Below are 22,278 nucleotides of genomic sequence, written 5' to 3' on the forward strand. Positions count from 1 at the left end.
CCATCAAGCTGCGCCTCCGCGGACGCCAGATCAGGCATGACGTTCCGATTAATTTTCCGGCATGCCTCACCCGCTGCCATTCCTCAGTATATCCTTTTTCTCCCTCCTCGTGACAACTACCGCTACCCTATACGGCCGGGCTCTGCTGGCTGCTGCCTTGTTGTGGCTGCCGGCCGCCGTGCAGGCCCAGAGCGCGCCCTCTACGCTCACATACGCCAATTACACCTGGGATGCCAAGCGCAAACCCATGACCGTTACGGCTGCTGAGGCCAAGCAGCCCGCCATTGTACTCCGCGACTTTCGGGTGGAGGAGTTTGCCCGGGATGCCAAGAACGAAATGCACCTGTACTCGGTGGACCACCGCATTGTGCGCGTGAATACCTCCGACGGCATTGAGCAGTTCAACAAGATTTACCTGCCCGTGCAGGATGGCGGCCGCATCCTGTCCCTGAAAGCCCGCACCATTAGCCCCTGGGGCGAAATTGTGGACGTGCAGGAAAGCAACATGAAGGAGCTGAAGGACGAAGACGGCAGCCGCGGCTATAAAGTGTTTGCCGTGGAAGGCGTGGAGAAAGGCAGCGAAATTGAGTACCTGTTCACCCGGGAGCGGGGTATCAACTATTTCGGCCGCATGTACCTGCAGAGCCAGGTGCCCGCCCGCGACGTGCAGGTGGAGCTGATTACGCCCGAAGCGCTGACCTTCGAAGTGCGCCGCTACCCCGGCACCCTCGTGCGCGACACCGTGCTGCAGGAAAAACGCATCAGCCGCGTGGTGCTGCACGATGTGCCCGGCCTGCGCGAAGAAGGCTTCTCCAACCTGCAGGCCCAGCGCCAGCGCCTGGAGTACAAGCTGGCCTACAATGCCTCGCAGGGTCGGGTGCGCCTGTTTACCTGGGCGGCCGCCAGTCAGTTCCTCTACAACCGCGTGTACAACTGGGACAAGGATGAGCTGAAGGCCGTGGACAAGCTGCTCAAGCAGATGAACCTGCCCGCTACCCAGCCCCTGCCGGCCCTGGAGAACTACCTCAAAACCAATTTTCGCCTGAATGAAAGTGCCGGTGATGTGAACCTGACGCGGGTTATTGCGTCCAAATCGGCTTCGGAAACTGGTTTTGCCCGGCTGTTTGCCGCTCTGATGAGCAAGCTGAATATTGCCCACGAGCTGGTGCTCACCAACGACCGGACCGAAGCTCCCTTCGATGACACCTTCGATACCTGGAACTACCTCGACCACCCGGTTTTCTACTTCCCTGGCACCAAGCAGTGGCTGGCTCCCGGCCGCCCCGATTACCGTCTGCCCCTGATTCCGGCCGACTGGACCGATAATAAAGGCCTGTTTGTGCGCCGCGTGCAGTTGGGAACTACTGAAACGGCGGTGGGTAAAATCGGGGATATTCCAACGATGGGCGCTGAGCAAAGCCCCAACGACCTGGATATTGCCGTGCAGTTTGCGCCCAACCTCGACAAAAGCACCGTGACCATCCGCGAAACGCTGGGCGGCTACAGTGCCCAGCAGATCCAGCCCTTCTACGCCCTGATTCCGGAGGATAAGCGCCCCGAGGTGCTGCAAGGCATCATCAAAAGCAACGTGCCCGATGCCAACTTCCTGAAGCTGGAGGTCAAAAACGGCGAAACCGGCCTGAACCCGCTGGAGAAGCCATTTATTGTGGATGCTACCGTGGAATCGGTGGCGCTGCTGGACCGGGCCGGCCCTAAGTACCTGTTCAAAGTAGGCACACTGCTCGGGCCGCAGTCGGAGCTGTACCAGGCTGAGCAGCGGCAGTTCGACGTGGAAAACGAGTTCAACCGCAGCTACAGCCGTACTATCACGTTTGAGGTACCCGCCGGCTACCAGGTGCGCAACCTGCAGGATCTGAACATGAACGTAACGGCCGGCCCTACTGCCAACGGCCCAGAATACCTGTTCAACTCCAGCTACCAGCAGCAGGGCCAGAAGGTAACCGTAACCATTCGGGAGTACTACCGCCAGATCCGCTGGCCCAAGTCGGATTTTGAAGCCTTCCGGAGCGTGGTAAATGCCGCCGCCAACTTCAACAAAGTAGTATTGGTGATGGAGAAGAAGGGCTAGTTCGCCTGCCGTTTGCTTATACATGCAGCCCTATCCTCAATTGAGGATGGGGCTGCTGCGTTTTCGGGCAGACTCCGGAGTGAAAAATACTCAGCATGCCGAGTATTTTTTGTTCATTGCAAATGTTCAACCGCCTGTCTTATGAACTCAACGCCCGCCACCATTCCGGCCGACGACGCCCGCCTTGCTTCGTTTCGCCGCAACATCAGCAATCCACTCAAGCTGAAGCTGTTTATGCTGCGGCGGCTGCCCATGGCCTACCTGGCCGGGCTGCGCGTGGCGGAGCTGACGGCGGAGCGGGCTACCGTAACGGTGCCGTATAAATACCTCACCCAAAATCCGTTTCGCAGCATCTATTTTGCCTGCCTGAGCATGGCGGCCGAAATGGCTAGCGGCCTGCTGAGCATGATGCACGTGCAGGCTGGCCCGCCGGTTTCCATGCTGGTAACGGGTCTGGAAGCGGAATTCACCAAAAAGGCAGTAGGCCTGATTCGCTTCATCAGCCACGATGGGGCGGCCATCGGGCAGGCCATTGCCGAAAGCCGGGCCACCGGCGAGGGCCGCACCGTGGTGTGCACCAGCGTAGGCACCGATGCCGCCGGCGACACCGTGGCTACTTTCCGGATTACGTGGTCGTTTCGGGCGAAGCGCGGGTAGCGAAAAATATATAGTGTCACAGACGCAACCATCCTAGTCGTTGTATGGTCACAGTTGCGTAGATAAAGCTCTGTTATATGCAAAAAAACTATTCTTCTCAGTTACGGTACGCATTGGCTGGTCTGGCCTTAGCCGTGAGTCTCGCATCGTGCGAAAAATCCGAGGAAAAACCGCAAACCCAAACCTTCGAGGGCCAGGTACAGCTTTACGACCAATACGGCGACCCGCTGACCGATAACGGCGGGGTGACCGTAGCACTGGAAGACAGCGCGGAAATTGCCACCAAAACTACCTCCGACGGCCGCTATACTTTGCAGGCTGCCGTGTTCGGGCAGCACCGGCTGAGCTTCACCAAAAACGGGTACGGCTTGTACATCTCGGAACCATCCACCTTTGGCGCAACCAGCCATACGCTTAGCCGCCGCATTCAATTAGGGCAGATTCCGACTCACCGGTACACCTTCCAGTACGCCAGCCACGATAGTAAGGGCTACTGGGTTATCAGTGGTAAACTGAGGCCGGGGTACAATGGTAAGCCGGTAAACTGGCCGCAGAACAAGCCCCGCTACCACCGGCTGTTTCTGGATATAGCCCTTACCCATGGGGGAGATCCGTACCAGGAGTGGTATTACGGTTTTTCGAAGGCAGTCCGGGATAATCAGGCTGATGGCTTTTCCGATACGATTCAGTATGCGTCCATGCGTCCTAAGAGGCTCAGAGAAGTTTTCTGGTTCGATGTAAACCCCTATAATGCTAAAGCCGATTCCTGTTACAGCGTATTCAGGTGCCGTGATAATATATTCAGCTGCGAACCAATCGAACCCGTTGTGAAGCAACAGTTTCCGGGTTATGGCAATGGTTTCGACATTACTCCAACGCTGAGATGGGCTAAATAAAAGATTCCTTAAACCACAACAGCGCGGTCCGCTCCATCTGTTTTTATGGAGCGGACCGCGCTGTTGTCGTACGTACCAAGCTATTCTTCCCGCAGGCTTTCTTTCGTAATCACATCCACCAGGCCATCTTCGCTGACCACAATGGCCAGGCAGGGGTAGGGCGAGCTGTCCACGTAGCGAATGGCGGAGTTGTAGCGGGCTCCGCGGGTGCTGGTGCCGTGGCCCGAGGCCTTGCCATCCAGAATCACCCCAATGGAATAGCAGTAGCTGTCGGGGTCGAGGAGTACGGCTCCATCAATGGCCGTTACCAGGCGGGTAATAAGGGGCGTGAGGGGCACCGGCTCGATGAGGGTGCACTGCAGCTTCAGGCGGTCAGCTTCGGCCAGGGCCTCGGTGGTAATGACCAGCAGCGTACCGTGCTTCTGGCGGCTGGCTTCCACTACCACATCCCAAAGGCGCTCAATCCTGACATTGTCGGTGAGCTGAAAGGTCTGCTTCAGGTCGCGGCGGAACCGGGCGCGGTTGAGACGGGTGCGGGGCAGGCTGGGCAGGCCGTAGTGGGCGCGCATGAGCACCTGCCCGCCGTGCTGAAACTCCCAGGCGTAGTGCGTGACAAAGTTGATAACGAACAGATCTTCCCGGGAGGCATCGTACTGGCCCACCTGCCGGCCCAAAGCGTACACGTTTTCGCCGTCGGCCAGCAGGCTTACATCCGAGGTAGTCATTTCCAGCAGCTTGCGCACGGCCCGGTAGTCGGTGAGCGGAGTGGGGCAGGTGAGGGCAAATACCTCCGAGAGGTTGGGGTGCCCGCGCCGGGCCAGCAGCAGCTTGCCAATGCCCTCGGCTCCTTCGTAGCGCAGCGAAGAAATAGTGTTGCAGGTGGCAAACAGCTTGGTGGCGGCCGGGTTCATGCCGAGGTCCTGAGCCGGCGTATCCATGAACAGCTTGCCAGCCGAGCGGATGATTTCATCGGTGTCGCGGGGGCGCACCAGCAGGCCCGAGCCGGGTTCCGGCTCCGTCAAGGACTTGTAGCACTCCTCGTGGAAGCGCAGAATGGCCGACATCAGCAGCGAGTAGGACAGAAAGCGGCCGTCGGTGTAGTAGCGGTTTTTCTGCAGGGTGGGGTGCGCCTGCGCGGGTTTGCGGTTTAGGCGCAGCACGGGCATCACATAATGCTGCTGAATACGCACGCCCGGCCCGGCAAAGTACAGGTGCTTGCCCGTGGGCAAATCATCGAACACTTCCTGCACGGCTAGGCGCAGGCCCAGGGCGGTTTGCTTGCGCAGCACCATCTCCTCGCTCATAAACTCCGCATCGGGCGACGACCAAGGCTGCAGCATCTGGTAATAGCGCCCCCGCGCCCGGGCTTCCGCAAAGGCCTGCCCATCGAGGTTATAGTCGGCCGGCTCCAGGCAAATCGGGGTTGGGTCGGTCTGGTCGGCATCGTTTACCGGCAGGGCCAGCAGTAGCACATACGGGTCGAGGTCTTCGTCCAGCGCCTCAAATACGCCGTTGGCAATCAGCTGGGCGGCCTGCCGGAACCGCGCCTGATACGGCCAGATGGTAAAGCTGTCCGGCACGGGCAACGGAGTTCCGAAGGCAACGGGAGGAGCAGCAAGCAGGGGGAGGGGCGACAACATAGCGGGAAGGAAAGCAGGCGGCGCGCAAAGCGGGCCTGGTAGTGCATCAGCGCAGGTAAACGGGCTGACGGGTGAAAGCAGAAAATACTTAAATACAGTGCCGAAGAAATAGCGGCGTTGCTACAGCGTAAATACAACCGGCAACACCATCTTTTGCTTCATTGGCTGGCCCTGATAGGTGGCGGGATCCCACTTGGGGGCCGCCTTAATCAGCCGGATGGCTTCTTCATCGAGGCCGGAGCCGAGGCGTTTTACGGGCTTTATGTCGGTGAGGGAGCCATCCTTCTGCACCACAAATTCCATCATCACCCGGCCCTGAATTTTTTTCTGCCGGGCCAGGGCGGGGTACTTCTGGTTTTGCTGAATCCACTCGAAAAATGCCTCCGTGCCCCCCACCGGGCGGGCCGGCTGGTCAGGCTTAACCACTTGCGTAACGGGGCCCGCGGCGGCGGTGCCAACCGGGGCGGTAGCAGCGCCGCTGCCGTTTTCCGCCGGAATTTCAAACGCAATGGGTACCGATACCCGCTGGCGCACTACGCCGCCGCGGTGCTGGGCAGGTGTCCAGCGCGGGCCGCCCTTGATGAGCCGGATGGCTTCGGCATCCAGGGCCGGGTTGAGCGGCTGGGCCACGGCCACATTGGAAATAGAGCCGGTTTTCTCCACCACAAACGACACGGTGACCGTACCCTTCGCCCCGGCCTGCAGCGCCGCCGTGGGGTACTGCTGGTTATCGGCCAGGTACTGGGCATAGGCTTCCACGCCGCCCACCGGCACGGCGGGCTTCTCCACGGCATCGTAAATTTCGGAGGCCGCCGGTGCTTTGGGGTACTTCAGCTTCTGGGCGGTGGCCGGAGCCAGGGCCGCAATGCTGACGGCAGTAGTGAGAAGCAACGAGCGGAATGCGTGTTTCATAGCAACGGAGAAATAAACGGGACGGCAGCCGGCTGGCACAACAACCGCACCAGCTCATGGACCAGTTTCAGGGAAGTACGAAAAGTTCGGGTTTTCGGTAGATTTGACGCTATGGAACCTGACGTAACTTCCGCTGCGCACAACTCTTCCCGCGCCCCCGAGCCGGTAGGCCTCTACCCGCATGCCCGCCGCGTGGGCAACCTGCTGTTTCTCTCGGGCGTGGGGCCGCGCCAGCGGGGCCAGAAGCACGTGCCCGGCGTGGAGCTGGACGAGGATGGCAACATCCTGCGCTACGATTTCGAAAGCCAGTGCCACGCCGTGTTTCAGAACGTGCGCTACATTCTGGAAGACGCCGGGGCCCGCTGGGAAGACCTGGTGGACGTGACGGTATTCCTGACCAACATGCAGGATGACTTTCATACCTACAACCGCCTCTACGCCGAGTATTTCCAGACCAATCAGCCCTGCCGCACTACCGTCGAAATCAACCGCCTGCCCACACCCATTGCCATTGAGCTAAAGTGCGTGGCGGCGTTGCCGGGATAGGGAACAGTAATAAGTAACTAGTGGTGTATCGGATGTGTCTGAATAGAAAAGTGGGGCGCGCGCTGCTGCTGGCGTTGCTGGGCAGTCAGTCGGCGGCGTGGGCGCAGGACACCCGCGCCAGCCTCCGGGCTGAGCAGGTGGCTAAGTTGCAGGCCCTGGCGGGCTCATACGAAGGCCGGATTGGCGGCAAGTATGCCATCCGGCTGCAGCTCAGTGCGGGGGAAGCCGATACGCTGCTGACGGGCATGTACTACTATCTTTCTAAAGGGCAGCCGCTGGAACTGAAGGGCTTCACCCGCCCCAGTGTGCCCACCCAAGCTTTGGAGCTGCGCGAAAACACGTCGGCCGCGGCGGAGGCTACCGGATGGTTCACTATTGGGCTGGGCCAGGCCAATGAGCCGGAGCTACTGGGCCAGTGGTTTAATGCCTCGGGCACCACGCTGCTGCCCGTGCAGCTCCGACGCGTGGGCGGGGCCGCCCGTCCGGCGGGCCTGGTAGCGCACATCACCCCCAAAGTCTACCTCAAGTCGTTCCGGGTGCCGGTAGTAACGGTACCCGACGCTGGCGTGACCCGACTGCTGGCGCACTGGTTTTCCCTACAGAACCTGACTACCGACGACGTAACTGGGCTTCGGCAGCAGCTGGCCGAGCACAGCGGCACGCAGAGCGCCGATTATTCGGTTAGCTACAATGCCCGAGGTCTGCTGAGCCTCACTGCTCAGACCGAAGGGCTGGGAGCCGGCGTGTGGTACGACAGTAAGACGTACAACCTGGACCTGATAACGGGCTTTCCCATCCGGCTGGCCGATGAGTTGAAGCCGGAATTACTTTCGCAGTTTCTGGCGCTGGGACAACGAAAACTGGCGGTAAAAAACAAAGAGTGCGTGGCGGGGCAAGGTGACTTTTTGTCGGCTGAGGACCAGGCTGGGGTACTGAGTCAGGAGTTTGATCTGGGCAGCACCGAAGAATATACCATTGGCACCGGCGGCCTCGTGTTCGACCATCAGGTGTCGTATGATGGCCTGTCGAATTATGTCTGGAAAACACTGCGGGGCAGCTTCGAGGTGACGTTCACGCATGCTGAACTCAAGCCTTTTCTGAAGGCGAATAGTCCGTTGCGCCGGTTACTCTAACGCTGATTATCGTGCGAATACTACTAGTTGCAGCGGCTGGACTGCTACTGCTGACCGGCTGTGAGTCGAAGCAGGCTGCCAACATTCTCCCGCCCGCAAAAAATCTGGCAGCGGCAACGGATAACAAGCCGGCAGCTACGGCCCTGGGTGATTACGAAGGCACGCTGGGTGGCAAGTATCCCTTCCGGCTGGCCATCAACTTCCAGGACGATACAGCCGGCCTGACCGGCATCTACTACTACCTCAGCCAGCAGAAACCAATCCGCCTGTGGGGGTTTCGGGCCCCGGACGGGGAAATATGGCTGCGGGAAATGGACCCGGAGCATCCCGACACGGTGGCTGCCGGCTGGGGGCAAACCGGGAAAGCCATGCAGCCCTTCGCCTACTTCCGGCTGCGGCCAGGCGGGCAGGGTAGTTTGACGGGCAGCTGGCTGGCTGCCAAGTCGGGCCGCCGGCTGGCGGCTCAGCTGCGGCCGTACCAGAGCCGCACGCCGGTGCAAAAGGCACACGTGAGCGAGCAAACGTACTTCGGCGAGTTTACGACCCCGCAGTTCACGGTGCCGGATATGAAGGTGACGCAGGATTTGTACTGGCTGTTCGACATCGAAGCCCTGTCGGAACAGGGGCTGGAAATGTTGGAGGAGGAGCACCGGAACCACGCGGCCGGCAGCTACCAGGGCTACGGCGGTATAGATTCGCGGGTGACCTATAATAACCGGGGCCTGCTGAGCGTGGCCCTGCGCGACGAGTACACGGCGGCCAACGTGAACAGCCGTTTCTGGTCGGTAGTGGTGGATCTGCGCACCGGCGAACCACTGGCGCTGGATGAAGTTGACCCCACCCGGAAAGCCGCCTTCCTGGCCGCCTGCAACACAAAGCTCCATGAGCGGATAGCTGCCTACCTCGACCCTTCAGACCCCAATAGTGAGGAACAGGATTCAGTGGATGTTGCCGGGTTGAGCAGCCAGCACATCGGCCCCGATAATCCGCCCGATGACATGCTGATCGAAGACGGCCGGATTTCCTTCAATCACTTCGTAGAGTACGACGGCCTGTCAAATTTCACGCGTAAAATGTACGCTCAGCAGTTTCGGGTGGCCTTTACCTTCGCGGAAATGGCCCGCTTTCTGAAGCCCAACAGCCCGCTGCGCCGCCTGTTGTAACCGGAGCTCCGGTAAGCCTTGGTTTGCAGAGGGCGAAAGCACAGCATAGCCGTACCTTCGCAGCTTCATCAGCTTACCCATACCCTGTGCCCGTTTCCACCGAATTCCGCAAGCTTGCCGTAGCCCCTGCCGAGCTGTTTCAGGAAAATCTCGCCCACCATACCGAGCAGGAAAACTACTTTGCCGGCCGGCACCGGTTGGTAGCCCTGGTGCGGCTGCTGGTGTTTGGCGGGGCGGCCGTGGGGGCCTGGGTGCTGTTTAGCGCCGGCAGCGTGCTGGCTGGTTTTGGGGTGATTCTGGCGGCGTATCTGGTGTTTCTGGGGCTGGTGCAATGGCACAGCAAGGTGGGCTACCAACGCGAGCATCACCGCCTGCTGGCCCGGCTGAACCAGGACGAGCTGGCGCGGCTGGCCGGCAAGCTCAGCGGCTTCGACCCCGGCCTGCGCTACCTCGACGCTCAGCACCCCTACGCCGCCGACCTCGACGTGTTCGGGCCGCACTCGGTGTTTCAATTGCTGAACCGCAGCACCTCCCGGCTGGGGCAGGACTGGCTGGCCGGCTGGCTGCTGGCCCCGGCGTCCCCCGCCACCGTACAGGAGCGGCAACAGGCCGCCGTCGAGCTGGCCCCCGATGTGGCCTGGCAGCAGGAATGGCAGGCCCGCGCCCGGCACTATCCGCGGCAGGAGCAGGACCCACGCGCCTTTTCCGGCTGGTTGCGCCAGCCCGATTTTTTCGCCAGTCGGGCGTGGCTGGTGCCGCTGATGGCCGTGCTGCCGGTGCTGGGCGTAGGGGCTATACTGGCAACACTCAACGGGTACAGTATGGCCCTGCTGTTGCTGCTGCCCGCGGTGGTGCTGAACAGCCAGTTGGCCGCCATCCGGGCCGAGTATTACGAGCAGACCACTACCATCCGCGACGCGCTACGGGCCGCCCACGACCAGCTGGCCCTGTTTGAAGCCGGGGAGTGGAAAAGTCCGGCGTTGCGCCGCCTGCACCGGGTGCTGCACGATACGGGCGGTACGGCCGCGGCCCAACTGCTGCGGCGGCTGTCGGGGGTGGCGGGCTGGTTTTCGGCCCGGCAGAACCCGGCCGTAGCGGGCGTGCTGAATACCTTGCTGCTCTGGGACCTGTGGGGCATATGGCAGCTGGAGCGCTGGAAGCGCCGCCTTACCGGCGGCCTGGAGCCGCTGCTGGAAGCCGCCGCCGAACTGGATGCGCTGGTGAGCCTGGCTGCCTTCCGGGCGGCCAACCCCGCCTTTGCCGAACCTGATGTAACAGCTCCCGCCCTGACGGTGGAAGCCCGGCAGCTGGGCCACCCGCTGCTGTTCGGCGGGGAAGGCGTGCGCAACGATTTTCAGACCAGTGGCCAGGGCCAAACGGTTATCGTAACCGGCTCCAACATGGCCGGCAAAAGTACTTTCCTGCGCACCGTGGGGCTGAACCTGGTGCTGGCCCAGGCCGGGGCCGTGGTGCCTGCCGAGGCATTGCGCTGCGGGCCGGCCCAGGTGTTCACGGCCATGCGCTCCAACGACAACCTGGCCGAAAGCACCTCCTCCTTCTACGCCGAGCTGAAGCGCCTGCGCCTGCTGCTGGACCTGACGGACGGCAGCCCCGCCCTAGGCACTACCAACGAAGCACCAGGCACTAACTCCCCCGTTTTCTACCTGCTCGATGAGATTCTGAAAGGCACCAACTCCGAGGACCGCCACCGTGGCGCCCGGGCCCTAGTATACCAGCTGCGCCACCGCGCCGCCAGCGGCCTCATCAGCACCCACGACCTGGAGCTGGCCGCCCTGGAAGCCGACCTGCCGGCCCACGTGCGCAACGTGAGTTTCAACAGCTTTCTGAACCCCGACGGCACCCTGCGCTTCGATTACCGCCTCACGCCCGGCGTGTGCCGCTCCTTCAACGCCAGCCAGCTAATGCGCCTGATGGGTATTGTGGTAGACGAGCCGGCCTGAGCAGATTGCGCTACTGTTGAGCAACTCGCGCAGGGGGAGGCTGCGTATGTACGTACAGAATTATCGGGTTTAATAGGAGGTTAATGTTGGCCCTCTACCTTACCTGCTTGTCCTGCTCTCCTCACGCTTATCCCCTCGCTCTGTGTATATACGCGAAAATCTCCGCTGGCATATTATCTGGAAGTTAGGCTGGAAATCGGTGGCTATTTTCACCGTGTACAGTGCCCTGGTTTGTCTGGTGTACGGTCCCCTGAACTTTCACTCGGTGGCCATTCCGTGGCAGCCGGTGGCTACCCTGGGTACGGCCGTGGCCTTCTACATCGGCTTCAAAAACAACGGCTCCTACGACCGTTTCTGGGAAGGCCGGCAGCTTTGGGGCGGTATCGTGAACAGCAGCCGCACCTCGGCCGTGCAGATTCTGGAGTTCGTTACCTCCGTGGTAGATGCCCCGGGCGTGGATGCTCCCGCCGCCTCGGCCGAGGAGCTCACGCACCGCCACCGCCGCATGGTGTACCGCCAGATTGCCTGGTGCAACGCGCTGCGCATTCACCTGCGTCGCCAGCCCGAGCAGTGGGACGCCGCCGTGGGGCCTTTTCTGGAAGAGGAAGAATCGGAAAAACTGCGCCAGATGGCCAACCCGCCGGCCCAGCTGATCCGGCAGCAGGCCGCCGAGCTACGCAGGCTGCGCGAGGAGCGGGGCCTGCTCAACGACTTCCAGCACGTGACCATGATGAACACGCTGGAGGTGCTCTACAACCTGCAGGGCGGCTGCGAGCGAATCAAAAACACGCCGTTTCCGCGTCAGTACGCCTTCTTCAGCATGGTATTCGTGTACCTGTTTGCCGCCCTGATGCCACTGGGTCTGGTCACGGAGTTTGCCAAAATGGGCCCCACGCATATTTGGCTGACGGTTCCCTTCTCAGTGATGGTTTCCTGGGTGTTCACTACCATTGAGAAAGTGGGCCACAGCAGCGAAAATCCGTTTGAGAACAACATGAACGACGTGTCGATGACGGCCATCTGCCGCAGCATTGAAATTGACCTGCGCCAGATGCTGGGCGAAACCGAAGTGCCCCCCAAGCTGGAGCCGGTAGAAGACATCCTGTACTAAGCGGCCCGCCCGCGGCCCTGCAAGGCAGACGACGACTCGCCCCTCCGGCAGTCGTCGTCTGCCTTTTGTGCTGTCTGACCCCGCCGCGGCTGTCATTGGTCGGATGGCGGCATACTTTCGCGGGAAGGTTGCGTTTAATGCCCAAATCTGCTTGCTTGACGGTGCGCCCGCCGCCAGGCGCCCCGCTGCTCCCCATGACCGACTCTGTTCGTAAGCTTCGCTACTTTTTTTCCAGTCAGGAATTTTCGGATGGCATCCGAACCACGCTGTCTATCCTGCTGCCTGGCCTGCTGCTGGGGTGGCAAGGCGACGTGGAAACCGGGCTTACGGTGTCGTTGGGGGCAGTGTGCGTGAGTCTGGCCGATTTGCCCGGCCCGCCCGGCCAAAAGCGTAATGGCATGCTGGCCGCCACGGCTCTTGTGGGCCTCATGGCGTTAATCACCGGCTTTATTCAGCCCTATCCGTGGCTGTTGGGGGCAGCCGTGGTGGGAGCGAGCTTCGTGTTTACGCTGCTGCTGGCCTACGGCAACCGGGCCGGCACCGTGGGCACGGCGGGCCTACTCATTATGATTCTGATGCTGGATAAGCCGCTGCCGCCCGGGAAAGTGCTGCCCTACGCGGGCCTAGTGCTGCTGGGCGGCCTGTGGTACGCCGGTATTGCGGGCCTGCTCAACCAGATTCGGCCGCACCGGGTGGCCCAGCAGGCCCTCGGCGACTGTATCCGGGCCATTGCCGATTTTCTGCGTCTCAAAGCCGAGTTCTACCGCACGGGTACCAATCTGGAGGCTGATTACCGCCGGCTGATGCAGCAGCAGGTAACGGTAAGCGAAAAGCAGGACGCTGTGCGCGAAATCCTGTTCAAAACCCGCCAGCTGGTAAAGGATTCCACGGGTACCGGCCGCCGCCTGGTGCTCACCTTCGTGGATTTGGTGGACCTCTACGAGCAGATTACCATCACTTATTACGACTACGCCGACCTGCACCGGCGCTTCGAGTCCACGGGCGTACTGGACGTGGTGGCCCGCGAAATTGACGAAGTGGCCGCCGAGCTGGAAAGCATCGGGTTTGCCATTCAGGCCAACCACGGCTACACCTCCCGCCGCGACCTGCCGGCCGGGCTGGAACGGGTGAAAAACCGCATCGATGCGCTGGATGACCCAGCCCGCCCCGGCCACACGCGCATGCTCAAGAAGATTCTGGTGAACCTGCGCAACCTGGTGGGCCGCCTTCAGGATATTCTGGCCTACTTCGATGCCAGCTCGCCGGTACCGGCCGGGCGGGAGCTGGAATTCGGCCGCTTTGTGACGCACCAGAGCTACGACGTGAAAGTGCTGCGCGACCACCTGACTATGCGCTCCGGCATCTTCCGCCACTCGGTGCGCATGCTGGTGGCCTGCCTGATTGGGTTTATCATCACCAAGCTGCTGCCCGGCCACCACAGCTACTGGGTACTCATGACGATTACCTACATGCTCAAGCCCGCCTTCAGCCTCACCAAGCAGCGCAACGTACAGCGCGTGCTGGGCACGCTGGCCGGCGGGGTGCTGGGAGCCGGCCTGCTGTGGCTGATTCCGGACCGGCAGGTGCTGCTAGGGCTGATGGTGGTATTTATGGTGGTGTCGTACAGCTTCGTCCGCATCAACTACCTGGTTACCGTCACGTTCATGACGCCCTTTATTCTCATTCTGTTCAGCTTCCTGGGGCTGGGGTACGTGCAGGTGGTGGAGGAGCGCGTGTTCGATACCGTGCTGGGCTGCCTGATTGCGTTTTCGGTGGGCTACCTGCTGTTTCCACGCTGGGAGTCCGACCAGCTGCAGGACTACTTCAAAGCTGTATTGCGGGCCAACCTTAAGTACCTGCGCACCTTGCAGGAGGCCCTTATCGGCTCGCCGGTGGCGCTGGTTGATTACAAGCTGGCCCGCAAGGAGGTGTACGTGTCGTCGGCCAACCTGGGGGCGGCATTTCAGCGCATGATGTCGGAGCCCCAGGCCAAGCAGCACCGGCCCACCGAGGTGCACGAGTTTGTGGTGCTCAATCACATCCTGTCGTCCAACGTGGCGTCCATCACTTCCTCTTTGCTCAACGGCGAAACCCGCCCGGCGCTTTCGGCCAGCAGCCTGAAGTGTCTGCGCCAGTCCCAGCAAATCCTGCACCGCAGCCTGCGCCGCCTCGACGTCCAGGAGCCCGACAACCTCCCCGCCGACCTGCCCACACCCGCCCCGGCCCACTCGCCCGATGCCCAATTGGGCGAACAGCTGGAGTTCATCCAGAAAGTCAGCAGCGACATTGGCAAGGTCACGGAAGCCGTGCTGAAGTAGATAGAGCTGCAAGCAGTAAGCCACAAGCCACAAGCTCCGGACAACAAGGGAGGATTCCCTGCTATCCGGAGCTTGTGGCTTGTGGCTTGTGGCTTGTGGCTTACCGCTTGCAGCTACCTTACAGCTTCACGCCCACCGAGGCAAACCAGGTGCGGCCATCGGCGGGCAGCAGGCCGGGGCCGGGGTAGCCGCCCGAGCGGCGGGTGAAGTAGTTTTTATCGAACACGTTGTTGAGGCCGCCGCGTACGGTGAAGCGCTTGGCGAAGCGGTAAGTAGCCGAGAGGTCGGTAACCGAGTAGCCGGGCACGCGGCCAGTGGTAGCGGCAGCATTGGCGGCTACGGTGTTGTTGGCATCGGCAAACACGCTGGAAACCCGCGTGAGTTGGGCCGTGGCCGACAGGCCCTTGTGGGCGAAGGTGGCGCCCACGCGGTGCGAGTATTTGGGGGCGTACTCCACGCGGTTGTCCTTCAAATCACCTTCCTGAATACCGCCGTTAGCCAGCGTAGTCGTCAGCAGGCGGGTGTAGCGGGCATCCACGAAGGCCGAGGAGGCAAATACGTCCAGGTGGGGCAGGTCGAAGTTCTGCGTGAGGGCGTGCAGCACGTCCAGCTCCACGTAGGCCTCCACGCCCTTGTGCACGCTGGTGCCGATGTTAGTGCGCAGCTGCTGGGTTTGGGTGGTGCTGCCCGGCACCAGCCGGCGGATGGTCCCGATGCGGTTATCGTAGTTCAGCCAGAATGCGTCCAAGTCGAAGGTCAGCACCTTGCCCCAGGTGCCCCGGTATCCCACCTCGGCATTATAGCCGCGGGCATCCTTCAGGTTGGGGTCGATGACGTCGGAAGTGGCCGGCGGGGTCAGGTCGCCGAAGGTTACGGGGCGGAAGGCCCGCGAGTAGTTGGCGTAGAGGTTGGTCTGGTCGGTTACGCGCAGCTCGGCCCCGGCCCCGTACAGAAACACGCGGCGGCGCGAGTCCTGCTTGATCTGGTTTTCCGAGCCGTCGGCGTTCAGGCTCAGGTAGCCGCGGCCTTCGTTGTCAATTACCTCGTAGCGCACGCCCGGCGTGAAAGTGAAGCGGGAGCCCAAGCGGAAGATGTTTTCCACGAAGGCGGCGTAGTTGCGGGTCCGGAAGCTCAGGTCGCGGCCGTAGCGCGCAGCTTGCAGGTCCAGGTTGAAGTCGGAGCCAGTGTCGCCCTTGCCCTGCTGGCGGCGGCCCAGGTTGGCGGCGGCCACGCGCACACCCGCAGCCAGCGTGTGCTGCTGGCCCAGCAGGCCGTAATCGGTGAGCAGGCGCAGCTCCGAGCCCAGGTTGCGGTACCGGTCCCGGTCGAGCTGGCGGTTGGCGGGCTGGCCGGTGGCGGGGTTCACCGCGTCGGGCTTATCCACGCCCACGCTGCTGGGCAGGCCAATGGAGTTCCGCTCGCCCAGCAGGCCAAAGGTTTTCAGGCTCAGGCGGGTGCGGTCCGAGAACTGGTAGTCGGCCGTGAAAGCCGGAATCGTCCAGGGCGTGCTGAACCAGTTGCGGCCGCGCGAGCTGTTGCGCACGTTGCCGTTGTAGAACTGGGCATCGGTGAGGCCGCCGGGCTGCTGAATCTCGTAGCCCAGGTGGCTGATTTCGGCCCCGAGGCGCAGCTTGCTGGTGGCCTGGAACTGCACGTTCACGTGCGCATTGCGGATGTTGAACTCCGAGTTGTCGCGCCAGCCGCCGCCTAGCCGCTGCTGGTAGTAGCCAAAGTAGCTCACCTTGCCCACCGTACCGCCCAGCGAGTTGTAGGTGCCCACCAGCCCGTTGTTGCCCACCGAGTTGCTGGTTTCAAACTCGATTTTCTTGTCGCGGGGGCCGTGCTTGAGCTCGTAGTTGAGCATGCCGCCAAACTGGGGCCCATACTGCAAGGAGCCGCCGCCCCGGATAATCTGAATACGGTCCACAGCCTCCAGTGGCGGGTTGTAGTATGCCTCGGGGTAGCCGAAGGGGTCGGAGCTGATGTCCATTCCGTTCTGGCGGGTATTGAACTCCCAGCTGCGGTTGGGCGAGAGGCCACGGCTGGCCACGTTAATCTGCTGGCCCGAGCCGTCGCTTTCCCACACCGTAATGCCGGGCACCTTGGCAAACACCTGCCGGGCCGAGTTCACCACCAGGTTGGCATCGAGCTTATCCAGCTGAATGATTTCGTTTTTCTTGCCGGCCGTGAGGGTGGTACCGTCTACCTCGGGGGCGTAGCGGGTGGCCTTGGCGGCTACCGTTACACCGGCCAGCTCCTGCAGGGCTTCTTCCAGGGTAAAGCGCAGGGTGTGCACCTGCCCGTTCTGCAGCGTGAGCGTCTGCGTCTGGGGTTTGGTGCTGAGGCCGGTTACCGTTACGGTGGCTTCGCCGGCCGGCAGGCCGTAGAGGCGGAAGCTGCCGCGGGCATCGGTGGTGGCCGAGCGGTCGGCGACGCTTATTAGCACGCCCTCCACGGGCTGCCCGGCACGGTCGAGCACGGTGCCGGTAAGGGTGGCCCCGCGGCCGTTTTCGTCATGACCATTCAGGTGCGTGGGCGGGGTAGTAGTGGCCGCCAGAGCAGGTGCCGTGGCCGTGAGCAAGGAAGAAAGCAGCAGAGAAGAAGCAGTACGCATACACTATACCGGGGCATACGGCCCCTTTTCGGCTGCAAAAGTACTACTGTTCAGATTGATTTTAAATAACTGATTAGAAAATATCTAAATAAAACAATCCCGGCAGGTTGTTGATTTCCTGCTCTTCCGCCTCCAGATGCCTGCTTGTAGAGACGCCAAGCAGCGCCCCGGTCCGACGGCGCAGCCGTCCGACCGGTTGCCGTCTGGGGCCATTGCAACGTCATCGTTCCAGCGTCAGCACGCAGCCAACCGGTCGGACGGCTGCGCCGTCGGACCGGGGGCATCCTCAAAAAAAGGCGCTGACCGATGCTCATGCATCAGCCAGCGCCTCGTTTTTCATCACGTAGTGCTTACCGTTCCAGCTTGAAGCCGGGTTCCCGGGCGGGTGGGACGGGGCGGTTGGCCACGGCCCAGCCGGTGAGGTACATCCATTGCGTCATGCGCAGGAGCTTGCCGTAATCGATGCGGCTGGCTTCGTCCTTGGGCGTGTGGTAGTCGGGGTGGAGCCAGGAGGTGTACATCACGGCCGGAATGCCCAGGCGGGCGTAGGGCAGGTGGTCGGAGCGGAAGTACCAGCCCTCGGGGTGACTGGCCTGGTCCCATTTGGTATCCAGCTTGAACTTCGGGCCCTGCTGGTTGGCTTCCAAAGCAGTTTTTACGAGGTCGGAGGAGTTCAGGTGGGGCGGGATGGAGCCCAGCAGCGCGGCCGAATCGGGGGTGTTGCGGCCCATCATTTCGGCGTTCAGTACGGCCACAATGCTCTTCTGCGGCACGGTGGGCTTGGCCGAGTAGTAGCGGGAGCCCAGCAGGCCCCGTTCCTCGGCCCCGTGAAACACGAACAGCGCCGAGCGGCGGGCGGGCTGCTGCTTGTAGGCGCGCATAATGGCCAGCAAGGCCGCGCAGCCGGTGGCGTTGTCGTCGGCCCCGTTCCAGATGGAGTCGCCCTGCACGGCCTCGCGCACCCCGTCGTGGTCCTGGTGGGTGCTGAACAGCACGTACTCGTTCTTGAGCTGGGCGTCGGTGCCCGGTACGGTAGCCACGATGTTCACCGAAGGATACTGGAACGACTCCGTGCGCAAATCGGCCGTGAACTGCTGACCGGCCTGCTGCACCCAGCTCAGGGCGCTGCTGGGCAGCAGCAGGGTGGGGGCGGTGGTCACGGCGGCCACATTGGCGTCGCCGGGCAGACCGTAACGGCCCCGCTCGTAGGTGTGGCCCCAGTGCTCGTAAATGTTCTGGGCCCGGTCGTCGGCCACGAACACCACGGCCACCGCCCCGGCCTTCAGCAGCTCCGCCGATTTATCGCGCAGCACCTGGCTCAGGTAGCGCCGGAAGCTCATGTCGGCCGCGGGCTGACCTGAGAACAGCAGGGCCACGGCCTTGCCCTTGATGTCGGTTTTGGCCAGCTCGGCGGCGGTGCCGGTGCCCACGTACACCAGCGGGGCCTGCACGGCGTAGGTGGTGGGCGCAAACACCAGGGCATCGTGGTTGGGCCGCAACTGGTGTGTGCCAATGCTCAGGCGGCTGGCTTTGGTGAGGCGGGTGCGCTGCAGGTTGAAGAACTGGAAGAAGGTGCCGTCGTCGCCGGCGGGTTGCAGGCCCAGGGCGCGCATTTTTTCCGCCAGCCACATGCTGGCCCGCAGCTCATCAAGGGTGCCGCCTTCCCGGCCCCGGTACTTGTCGTCGGCCAGGGCAAACAGGTCGGCTTTGATATCGGCTTCCCTGATGGCACCGAGGGCGTTGGCGGGCTTTTTCTGGGCCGGGGCCAGCAGCGGCGCCGCCGCCAACAAACCGGCCAGCAGCAGCCGGCGAATGGATAGGTTGAGCATATGGTTGATTTCTCGCAGAGTTTCGCAGTGGAATACGCAGTGGCCCGGGGTGGTCGTTCACGGCGAACCACTGCGCCAGCCACCGCGCGCCACTGCGTGAAAAAGGAAAGCTACACGAAAAAGCCCCGCCCACCAATGGTGGTGCGGGGCAAATCGGAAAAGGGCAGTGGCGGTTCGGAAGTGCTAGAACGCAAAGCCCAGGTTGATGCCGGGCCGCAGGCCCAGGCCCCGCATGGGCACACTGCCGAACACGTTCTGGCTGTAGCCCTGGGTGCTTACCTCCAGCTGGCCGGCATCGTAGCCGATGCCCAGGTAGGGGTCTACTACAAAGCGCTGGCCGAAAATCCACTGCCGGCCTACCAACAGACCCCCGCCCAGGGTAGTCAGCTTGCCGGTGGCCTTGGCCGTTTGCCCGGAGTTGTCCGATACATCCATGGTCAGGCGGAAATGCTGCACGCGCAGGTAGGAACCCACGTAAAGACCGTTGAGCACCTCCCCGGTAAGGTAGCGGCGGTACTCCGGCGTCAGGCCGAAACCGGTGTAATCGGTGCCGGCCGCGTGCAGGAATGAGCCGAATGCGCCCAGCTGCACCGAAGAGCGGGAGTTGATGGCCTGCTCGTAGAACAGCGTGCCCGACAGTACCAGGGGGCTCAGAATGTTGGTTTTGAGAACGTGCGTCCGGGCCGGGGTGGTGGGCACTACGGCCCGCGGAGCGGCCGACGTAGCAGGGGCGGCCTGGGGAGCGGCCGGGGCGGTAGGAGTTTGCTGCAGGGAAGGTTGCTGCTGAGCGCGGGCGGTGGTCAGGCCACCCAACAATACGAACGAGAGTACAAGCTTTTTCATAGCACAGAAAGAAGAACGAAATAAAAAAAGTAGCTCCGCCGGGAATCATTCGCTGCATTCCGGCGTTGATAGTGCCTTTTTTAAAAAAAGGGCCAATTACATAGGGTAAACTATATGTATGTTTCTACATAAATTTTAACGGGCTGACTATCAGAGTAAAAAAATATTCCTGGCCCGCTAAGCAGACCAGGAATACCAGTGAAAAGAAGCGGCATACAGCCTTAGCGGCCGGCCTCCGGCTTGAGCGTGCGGCCCAGCCACTCAAAGAACACCCGGTTCCAGAGCACCGAGTTCTGGGGCTTGCCAATCCAGTGGCCTTCGTTGGGGAAGTACAGGAAGCGGCTCGGAATGCCGCGCAGCTGCGCCGTGCCGAAGGCCTCCATGCCCTGGCCCTCGGGCACCCGGAAGTCCTTGCCGCCGTGAATCACCAGGATGGGCGTATCCCAGTTTTTGGCAAACAACTGGGGGTTGAACTCCTGGTAGGTGCGGGCCACGCTGGCTTTACGATTAATCTGCGCTTGGACGTCTTTCATCTTTGACTGCGCCACCAATGGATCATTGTTGCCACTTTTATCTTCCATAGCATCCGCCATAGCATCAGCAGCATCTTCTACCATGTCTGCCTTGTCTTCCTCACTCAACGGCTTGGTTGGAACTTCCCACGGCGCACCACCCAAATCGTGCTTGGCGAAGAACATTTCCTCGGTGCTGGGGTACCAGCTGGTGAGGTTGTAGAGGCCGCAGTGGGCAATAAATGTCTTGAAGCGGCCCTCGTGCTTGCCGGCCAGCAGGTACACCGAGTAGCCGCCGTAGCTGGCGCCCACGCAGCCCAGACGGGCTTTGTCCACGTAGGGCTCGGCACTCACGTTGTCGATGGCCGAGAGGTAGTCCCGGATGGGCTGGCCGCCCCAGTCGCCCGAGATGCTGTTGTTCCACTCGGTGCCGAAGCCGGGCAGGCCGCGGCGGTTGGGCGCCACCACAATGTAGCCCTGGGCCGCCAGCAGCTGGAAATTCCAGCGGTAGGAGAAGCTCTGCGTAATCGGGCTCTGCGGGCCGCCCTGGCAGTAGAGCAACGCCGGGTACTTCTTGGCGGGGTCGAAATCGGGCGGGTAGATGACGTACACCTGCATCTGCTTACCGTCGGTGGTCTTCACCCAGCGGGCCTCCGTTTTGCCGGTTTTCACGCCGGCCAGCTCCTGCTCGTTGATGGTGGTGAGGGACGTTTCGCGGCCGGTTTTCAGGTCCACGCGCACTAAATCGGCGGGCGTGGCCTGGGTGGTTTTGCTCACGATGGCCACGCCGGGACCGGCCAGCTCGAAGCTGTTATAGTTGAAGGCCCCCTTGCTGAGCTGCTGCACCTTGCCGCCCTTGGCCGGTACGCTGAACAGCTGCTCGGTGCCTTCCAGCGGGCTCACGAAGTACAGGGTTTTGCCATCAAGGCTCCAGCGCAGGTTGGCGGCACTCTGCTCCGAGCCCTTGGTTACGTCCTCGCGCTTCTGGGTCTTGAAATCATACACCACGATGCCGTTGCGGTCTGACTCAAAGCCCGGCGTGGCCATGCTCAGCCAGGCCACCTTCGAGCCGTCGGGCGAAAACACCGGCTCGGTGTCGTAGCCGCCCAGGCCCTCGCTCAGGTTCTGGGTCTGGCCCGAGCGCACGTCGTAGAGGTAGATGTCGGAGTTGGTGCTTTCGGCCTCGGCCTTGCCCGTGAGCTTGCGCGAGGTGTAAGCCAGCCGGTAGCCGTCGGGCGAAAAATTCAGCTGCTCGGAGCCGCCCAGCGGCTGCAACGGCGAGTCGAACTTCTCCCCGGCCATCACGTCCTTGCCGTAGCCGGTGGGCTTGCCATCGGGACCCAGGGGCTGGAAGAACACGTGCGAGGCCTTGTAGTCGTCCCACACGTTCCAGTGGCGGTAGTTCAGGTCGTCGATGATTTTGGCGTCGGCTTTGGGCAGGTCGGGGTACCAGTCCTGCACCGATTTGCCGGTTTTCACGTCCTGGGTGTAGAGCACGAAGTTGGCTTTGGGGGCCAGCTTCAGGTTGCTCAGGCCTTCGTCGGGGAACTCACTCAGCAGCTGTTTGCCCGAGCCGTCGGGGCTTATCACGTAGAGCTGGTCGGTGCCGCTTTCCCCGCTCAGAAAGGTCAGCTTGCCGTCGGGCCGCCAGTTCAGGGTGTTTTCCGACACGGCGGGCGTGTTGGTGAGCTGCCGGGCCGGCCCACCGGCTACGGGTACCAGCCAGATGTCGGACTGGCCTTTGTTATCGGCCAGGTTATAGCGCGTGACGGTGTAAGCCACCGTTTTCTTGTCCGGCGACACCTGCATTTCGCCCAGGCGGCCCAGCTTCCAGAGCAGTTCGGGGGTGTAGGTACTGCCGTTTTGGGCAGCGGCGGCCAGCGGCAGCAGCGCCAGCGCGGTTAATAGGTTTCGTTTCATGTAGCGCATGCTTTAGCTTGCGAAGGCAAGGGCAATAAGGGTGGGAGAAGGGCAAAGGTACTTTTCCCGCGCCTGACTGCTACCCGCCGGCTGGTACTTCAGCCGTGCCGTTCCTCTTCTCGCAAGCTAAAGCA

Annotated in this window: 15 protein-coding genes; 9 read left to right on the plus strand and 6 right to left on the minus strand. The window is 62.0% G+C overall.

What is annotated here, in order from left to right; all coding sequences use genetic code 11:
* The first annotated feature begins 109 nt into the window (after positions 1-109).
* The 3 genes from EI291_RS02780 (at position 110) to EI291_RS02790 (ending at position 3,642) form a co-directional block, all read left to right on the plus strand.
* A complete protein-coding gene (locus EI291_RS02780; RefSeq protein WP_170172473.1) occupies positions 110-2,089 on the plus strand; it encodes a DUF3857 domain-containing protein in 1,980 nt (659 codons plus the stop codon).
* A 141-nt stretch (positions 2,090-2,230) separates the two neighbouring features.
* A complete protein-coding gene (locus EI291_RS02785) occupies positions 2,231-2,746 on the plus strand; it encodes a DUF4442 domain-containing protein (protein ID WP_125417717.1) in 516 nt (171 codons plus the stop codon).
* Between the two features lie 77 nt (positions 2,747-2,823).
* On the plus strand, positions 2,824-3,642 hold the full coding sequence (locus tag EI291_RS02790; RefSeq protein WP_125417719.1) for a carboxypeptidase-like regulatory domain-containing protein: 819 nt from the start codon (positions 2,824-2,826) through the stop codon (positions 3,640-3,642).
* A gap of 80 nt (positions 3,643-3,722) precedes the next feature.
* Here EI291_RS02790 and EI291_RS02795 read toward each other — a convergent pair whose 3' ends face one another.
* Both EI291_RS02795 and EI291_RS02800 read right to left on the minus strand, forming a co-directional pair.
* Complete coding sequence (locus tag EI291_RS02795) at positions 3,723-5,282, minus strand: DNA integrity scanning protein DisA nucleotide-binding domain protein (RefSeq protein WP_125417721.1); 1,560 nt, start codon at positions 5,280-5,282, stop codon at positions 3,723-3,725.
* 120 nt (positions 5,283-5,402) lie between these two features.
* Complete coding sequence (locus EI291_RS02800) at positions 5,403-6,194, minus strand: energy transducer TonB (RefSeq protein ID WP_125417723.1); 792 nt, start codon at positions 6,192-6,194, stop codon at positions 5,403-5,405.
* A gap of 111 nt (positions 6,195-6,305) precedes the next feature.
* Here EI291_RS02800 and EI291_RS02805 point away from each other — a divergent pair, with 111 nt between their 5' ends.
* The 6 genes from EI291_RS02805 (at position 6,306) to EI291_RS02830 (ending at position 14,426) form a co-directional block, all read left to right on the plus strand.
* On the plus strand, positions 6,306-6,740 hold the full coding sequence (locus tag EI291_RS02805; protein ID WP_125417725.1) for a RidA family protein: 435 nt from the start codon (positions 6,306-6,308) through the stop codon (positions 6,738-6,740).
* A gap of 32 nt (positions 6,741-6,772) precedes the next feature.
* Positions 6,773-7,873 (plus strand): hypothetical protein, encoded by a 1,101-nt coding sequence (locus EI291_RS02810; protein WP_125417727.1) that lies wholly within the window; start codon positions 6,773-6,775, stop codon positions 7,871-7,873.
* 11 nt (positions 7,874-7,884) lie between these two features.
* Positions 7,885-9,036: a hypothetical protein gene (locus EI291_RS02815; protein WP_125417729.1), complete on the plus strand. Its 1,152-nt coding sequence runs from the start codon at positions 7,885-7,887 to the stop codon at positions 9,034-9,036.
* Between the two features lie 86 nt (positions 9,037-9,122).
* Entirely contained in the window at positions 9,123-10,997 is a 1,875-nt protein-coding gene (locus tag EI291_RS02820; protein WP_125417731.1) for a MutS-related protein, read from the plus strand.
* Positions 10,998-11,139: 142 nt separating this feature from the next.
* The gene (locus EI291_RS02825) at positions 11,140-12,108 is read left to right on the plus strand and encodes a bestrophin family protein (protein WP_170172474.1); all 969 of its coding nucleotides are present in this window, start codon (positions 11,140-11,142) and stop codon (positions 12,106-12,108) included.
* A gap of 194 nt (positions 12,109-12,302) precedes the next feature.
* Positions 12,303-14,426 carry an FUSC family membrane protein gene (locus tag EI291_RS02830; RefSeq protein WP_125417735.1) on the plus strand — a complete coding sequence of 708 codons (2,124 nt, stop codon included), beginning with the start codon at positions 12,303-12,305 and terminating at the stop codon, positions 14,424-14,426.
* Positions 14,427-14,544: 118 nt separating this feature from the next.
* Here EI291_RS02830 and EI291_RS02835 read toward each other — a convergent pair whose 3' ends face one another.
* From EI291_RS02835 to EI291_RS02850, 4 genes are all read right to left on the minus strand, one after another.
* Entirely contained in the window at positions 14,545-17,040 is a 2,496-nt protein-coding gene (locus EI291_RS02835; protein ID WP_125417737.1) for a TonB-dependent receptor, read from the minus strand.
* Between the two features lie 350 nt (positions 17,041-17,390).
* The gene (locus tag EI291_RS02840; protein WP_125417739.1) at positions 17,391-18,869 is read right to left on the minus strand and encodes a M28 family metallopeptidase; all 1,479 of its coding nucleotides are present in this window, start codon (positions 18,867-18,869) and stop codon (positions 17,391-17,393) included.
* A gap of 183 nt (positions 18,870-19,052) precedes the next feature.
* The gene (locus EI291_RS02845; RefSeq protein ID WP_125417741.1) at positions 19,053-19,712 is read right to left on the minus strand and encodes a DUF3575 domain-containing protein; all 660 of its coding nucleotides are present in this window, start codon (positions 19,710-19,712) and stop codon (positions 19,053-19,055) included.
* 221 nt (positions 19,713-19,933) lie between these two features.
* Positions 19,934-22,144: a S9 family peptidase gene (locus EI291_RS02850; protein WP_125417743.1), complete on the minus strand. Its 2,211-nt coding sequence runs from the start codon at positions 22,142-22,144 to the stop codon at positions 19,934-19,936.
* Between the last annotated feature and the right edge of the window lie 134 nt (positions 22,145-22,278).

Origin of the sequence: Hymenobacter rigui, assembly GCF_003944715.1 — a bacterium.
Taxonomy (GTDB): Bacteria; Bacteroidota; Bacteroidia; order Cytophagales; family Hymenobacteraceae; genus Hymenobacter; species Hymenobacter rigui.

Excerpts from the sequence above, each read along its gene's own strand:
- EI291_RS02835 (WP_125417737.1), bottom strand. The coding sequence starts at position 17,040 with ATGCGTACTGCTTCTTCTCTGCTGCTTTCTTCCTTGCTCACGGCCACG.
- EI291_RS02810 (WP_125417727.1), top strand. The coding sequence starts at position 6,773 with ATGTGTCTGAATAGAAAAGTGGGGCGCGCGCTGCTGCTGGCGTTGCTG.
- EI291_RS02785 (WP_125417717.1), top strand. The coding sequence starts at position 2,231 with ATGAACTCAACGCCCGCCACCATTCCGGCCGACGACGCCCGCCTTGCT.
- EI291_RS02790 (WP_125417719.1), top strand. The coding sequence starts at position 2,824 with ATGCAAAAAAACTATTCTTCTCAGTTACGGTACGCATTGGCTGGTCTG.
- EI291_RS02830 (WP_125417735.1), top strand. The coding sequence starts at position 12,303 with ATGACCGACTCTGTTCGTAAGCTTCGCTACTTTTTTTCCAGTCAGGAA.
- EI291_RS02840 (WP_125417739.1), bottom strand. The coding sequence starts at position 18,869 with ATGCTCAACCTATCCATTCGCCGGCTGCTGCTGGCCGGTTTGTTGGCG.
- EI291_RS02845 (WP_125417741.1), bottom strand. The coding sequence starts at position 19,712 with ATGAAAAAGCTTGTACTCTCGTTCGTATTGTTGGGTGGCCTGACCACC.
- EI291_RS02795 (WP_125417721.1), bottom strand. The coding sequence starts at position 5,282 with ATGTTGTCGCCCCTCCCCCTGCTTGCTGCTCCTCCCGTTGCCTTCGGA.
- EI291_RS02800 (WP_125417723.1), bottom strand. The coding sequence starts at position 6,194 with ATGAAACACGCATTCCGCTCGTTGCTTCTCACTACTGCCGTCAGCATT.
- EI291_RS02850 (WP_125417743.1), bottom strand. The coding sequence starts at position 22,144 with ATGAAACGAAACCTATTAACCGCGCTGGCGCTGCTGCCGCTGGCCGCC.
- EI291_RS02805 (WP_125417725.1), top strand. The coding sequence starts at position 6,306 with ATGGAACCTGACGTAACTTCCGCTGCGCACAACTCTTCCCGCGCCCCC.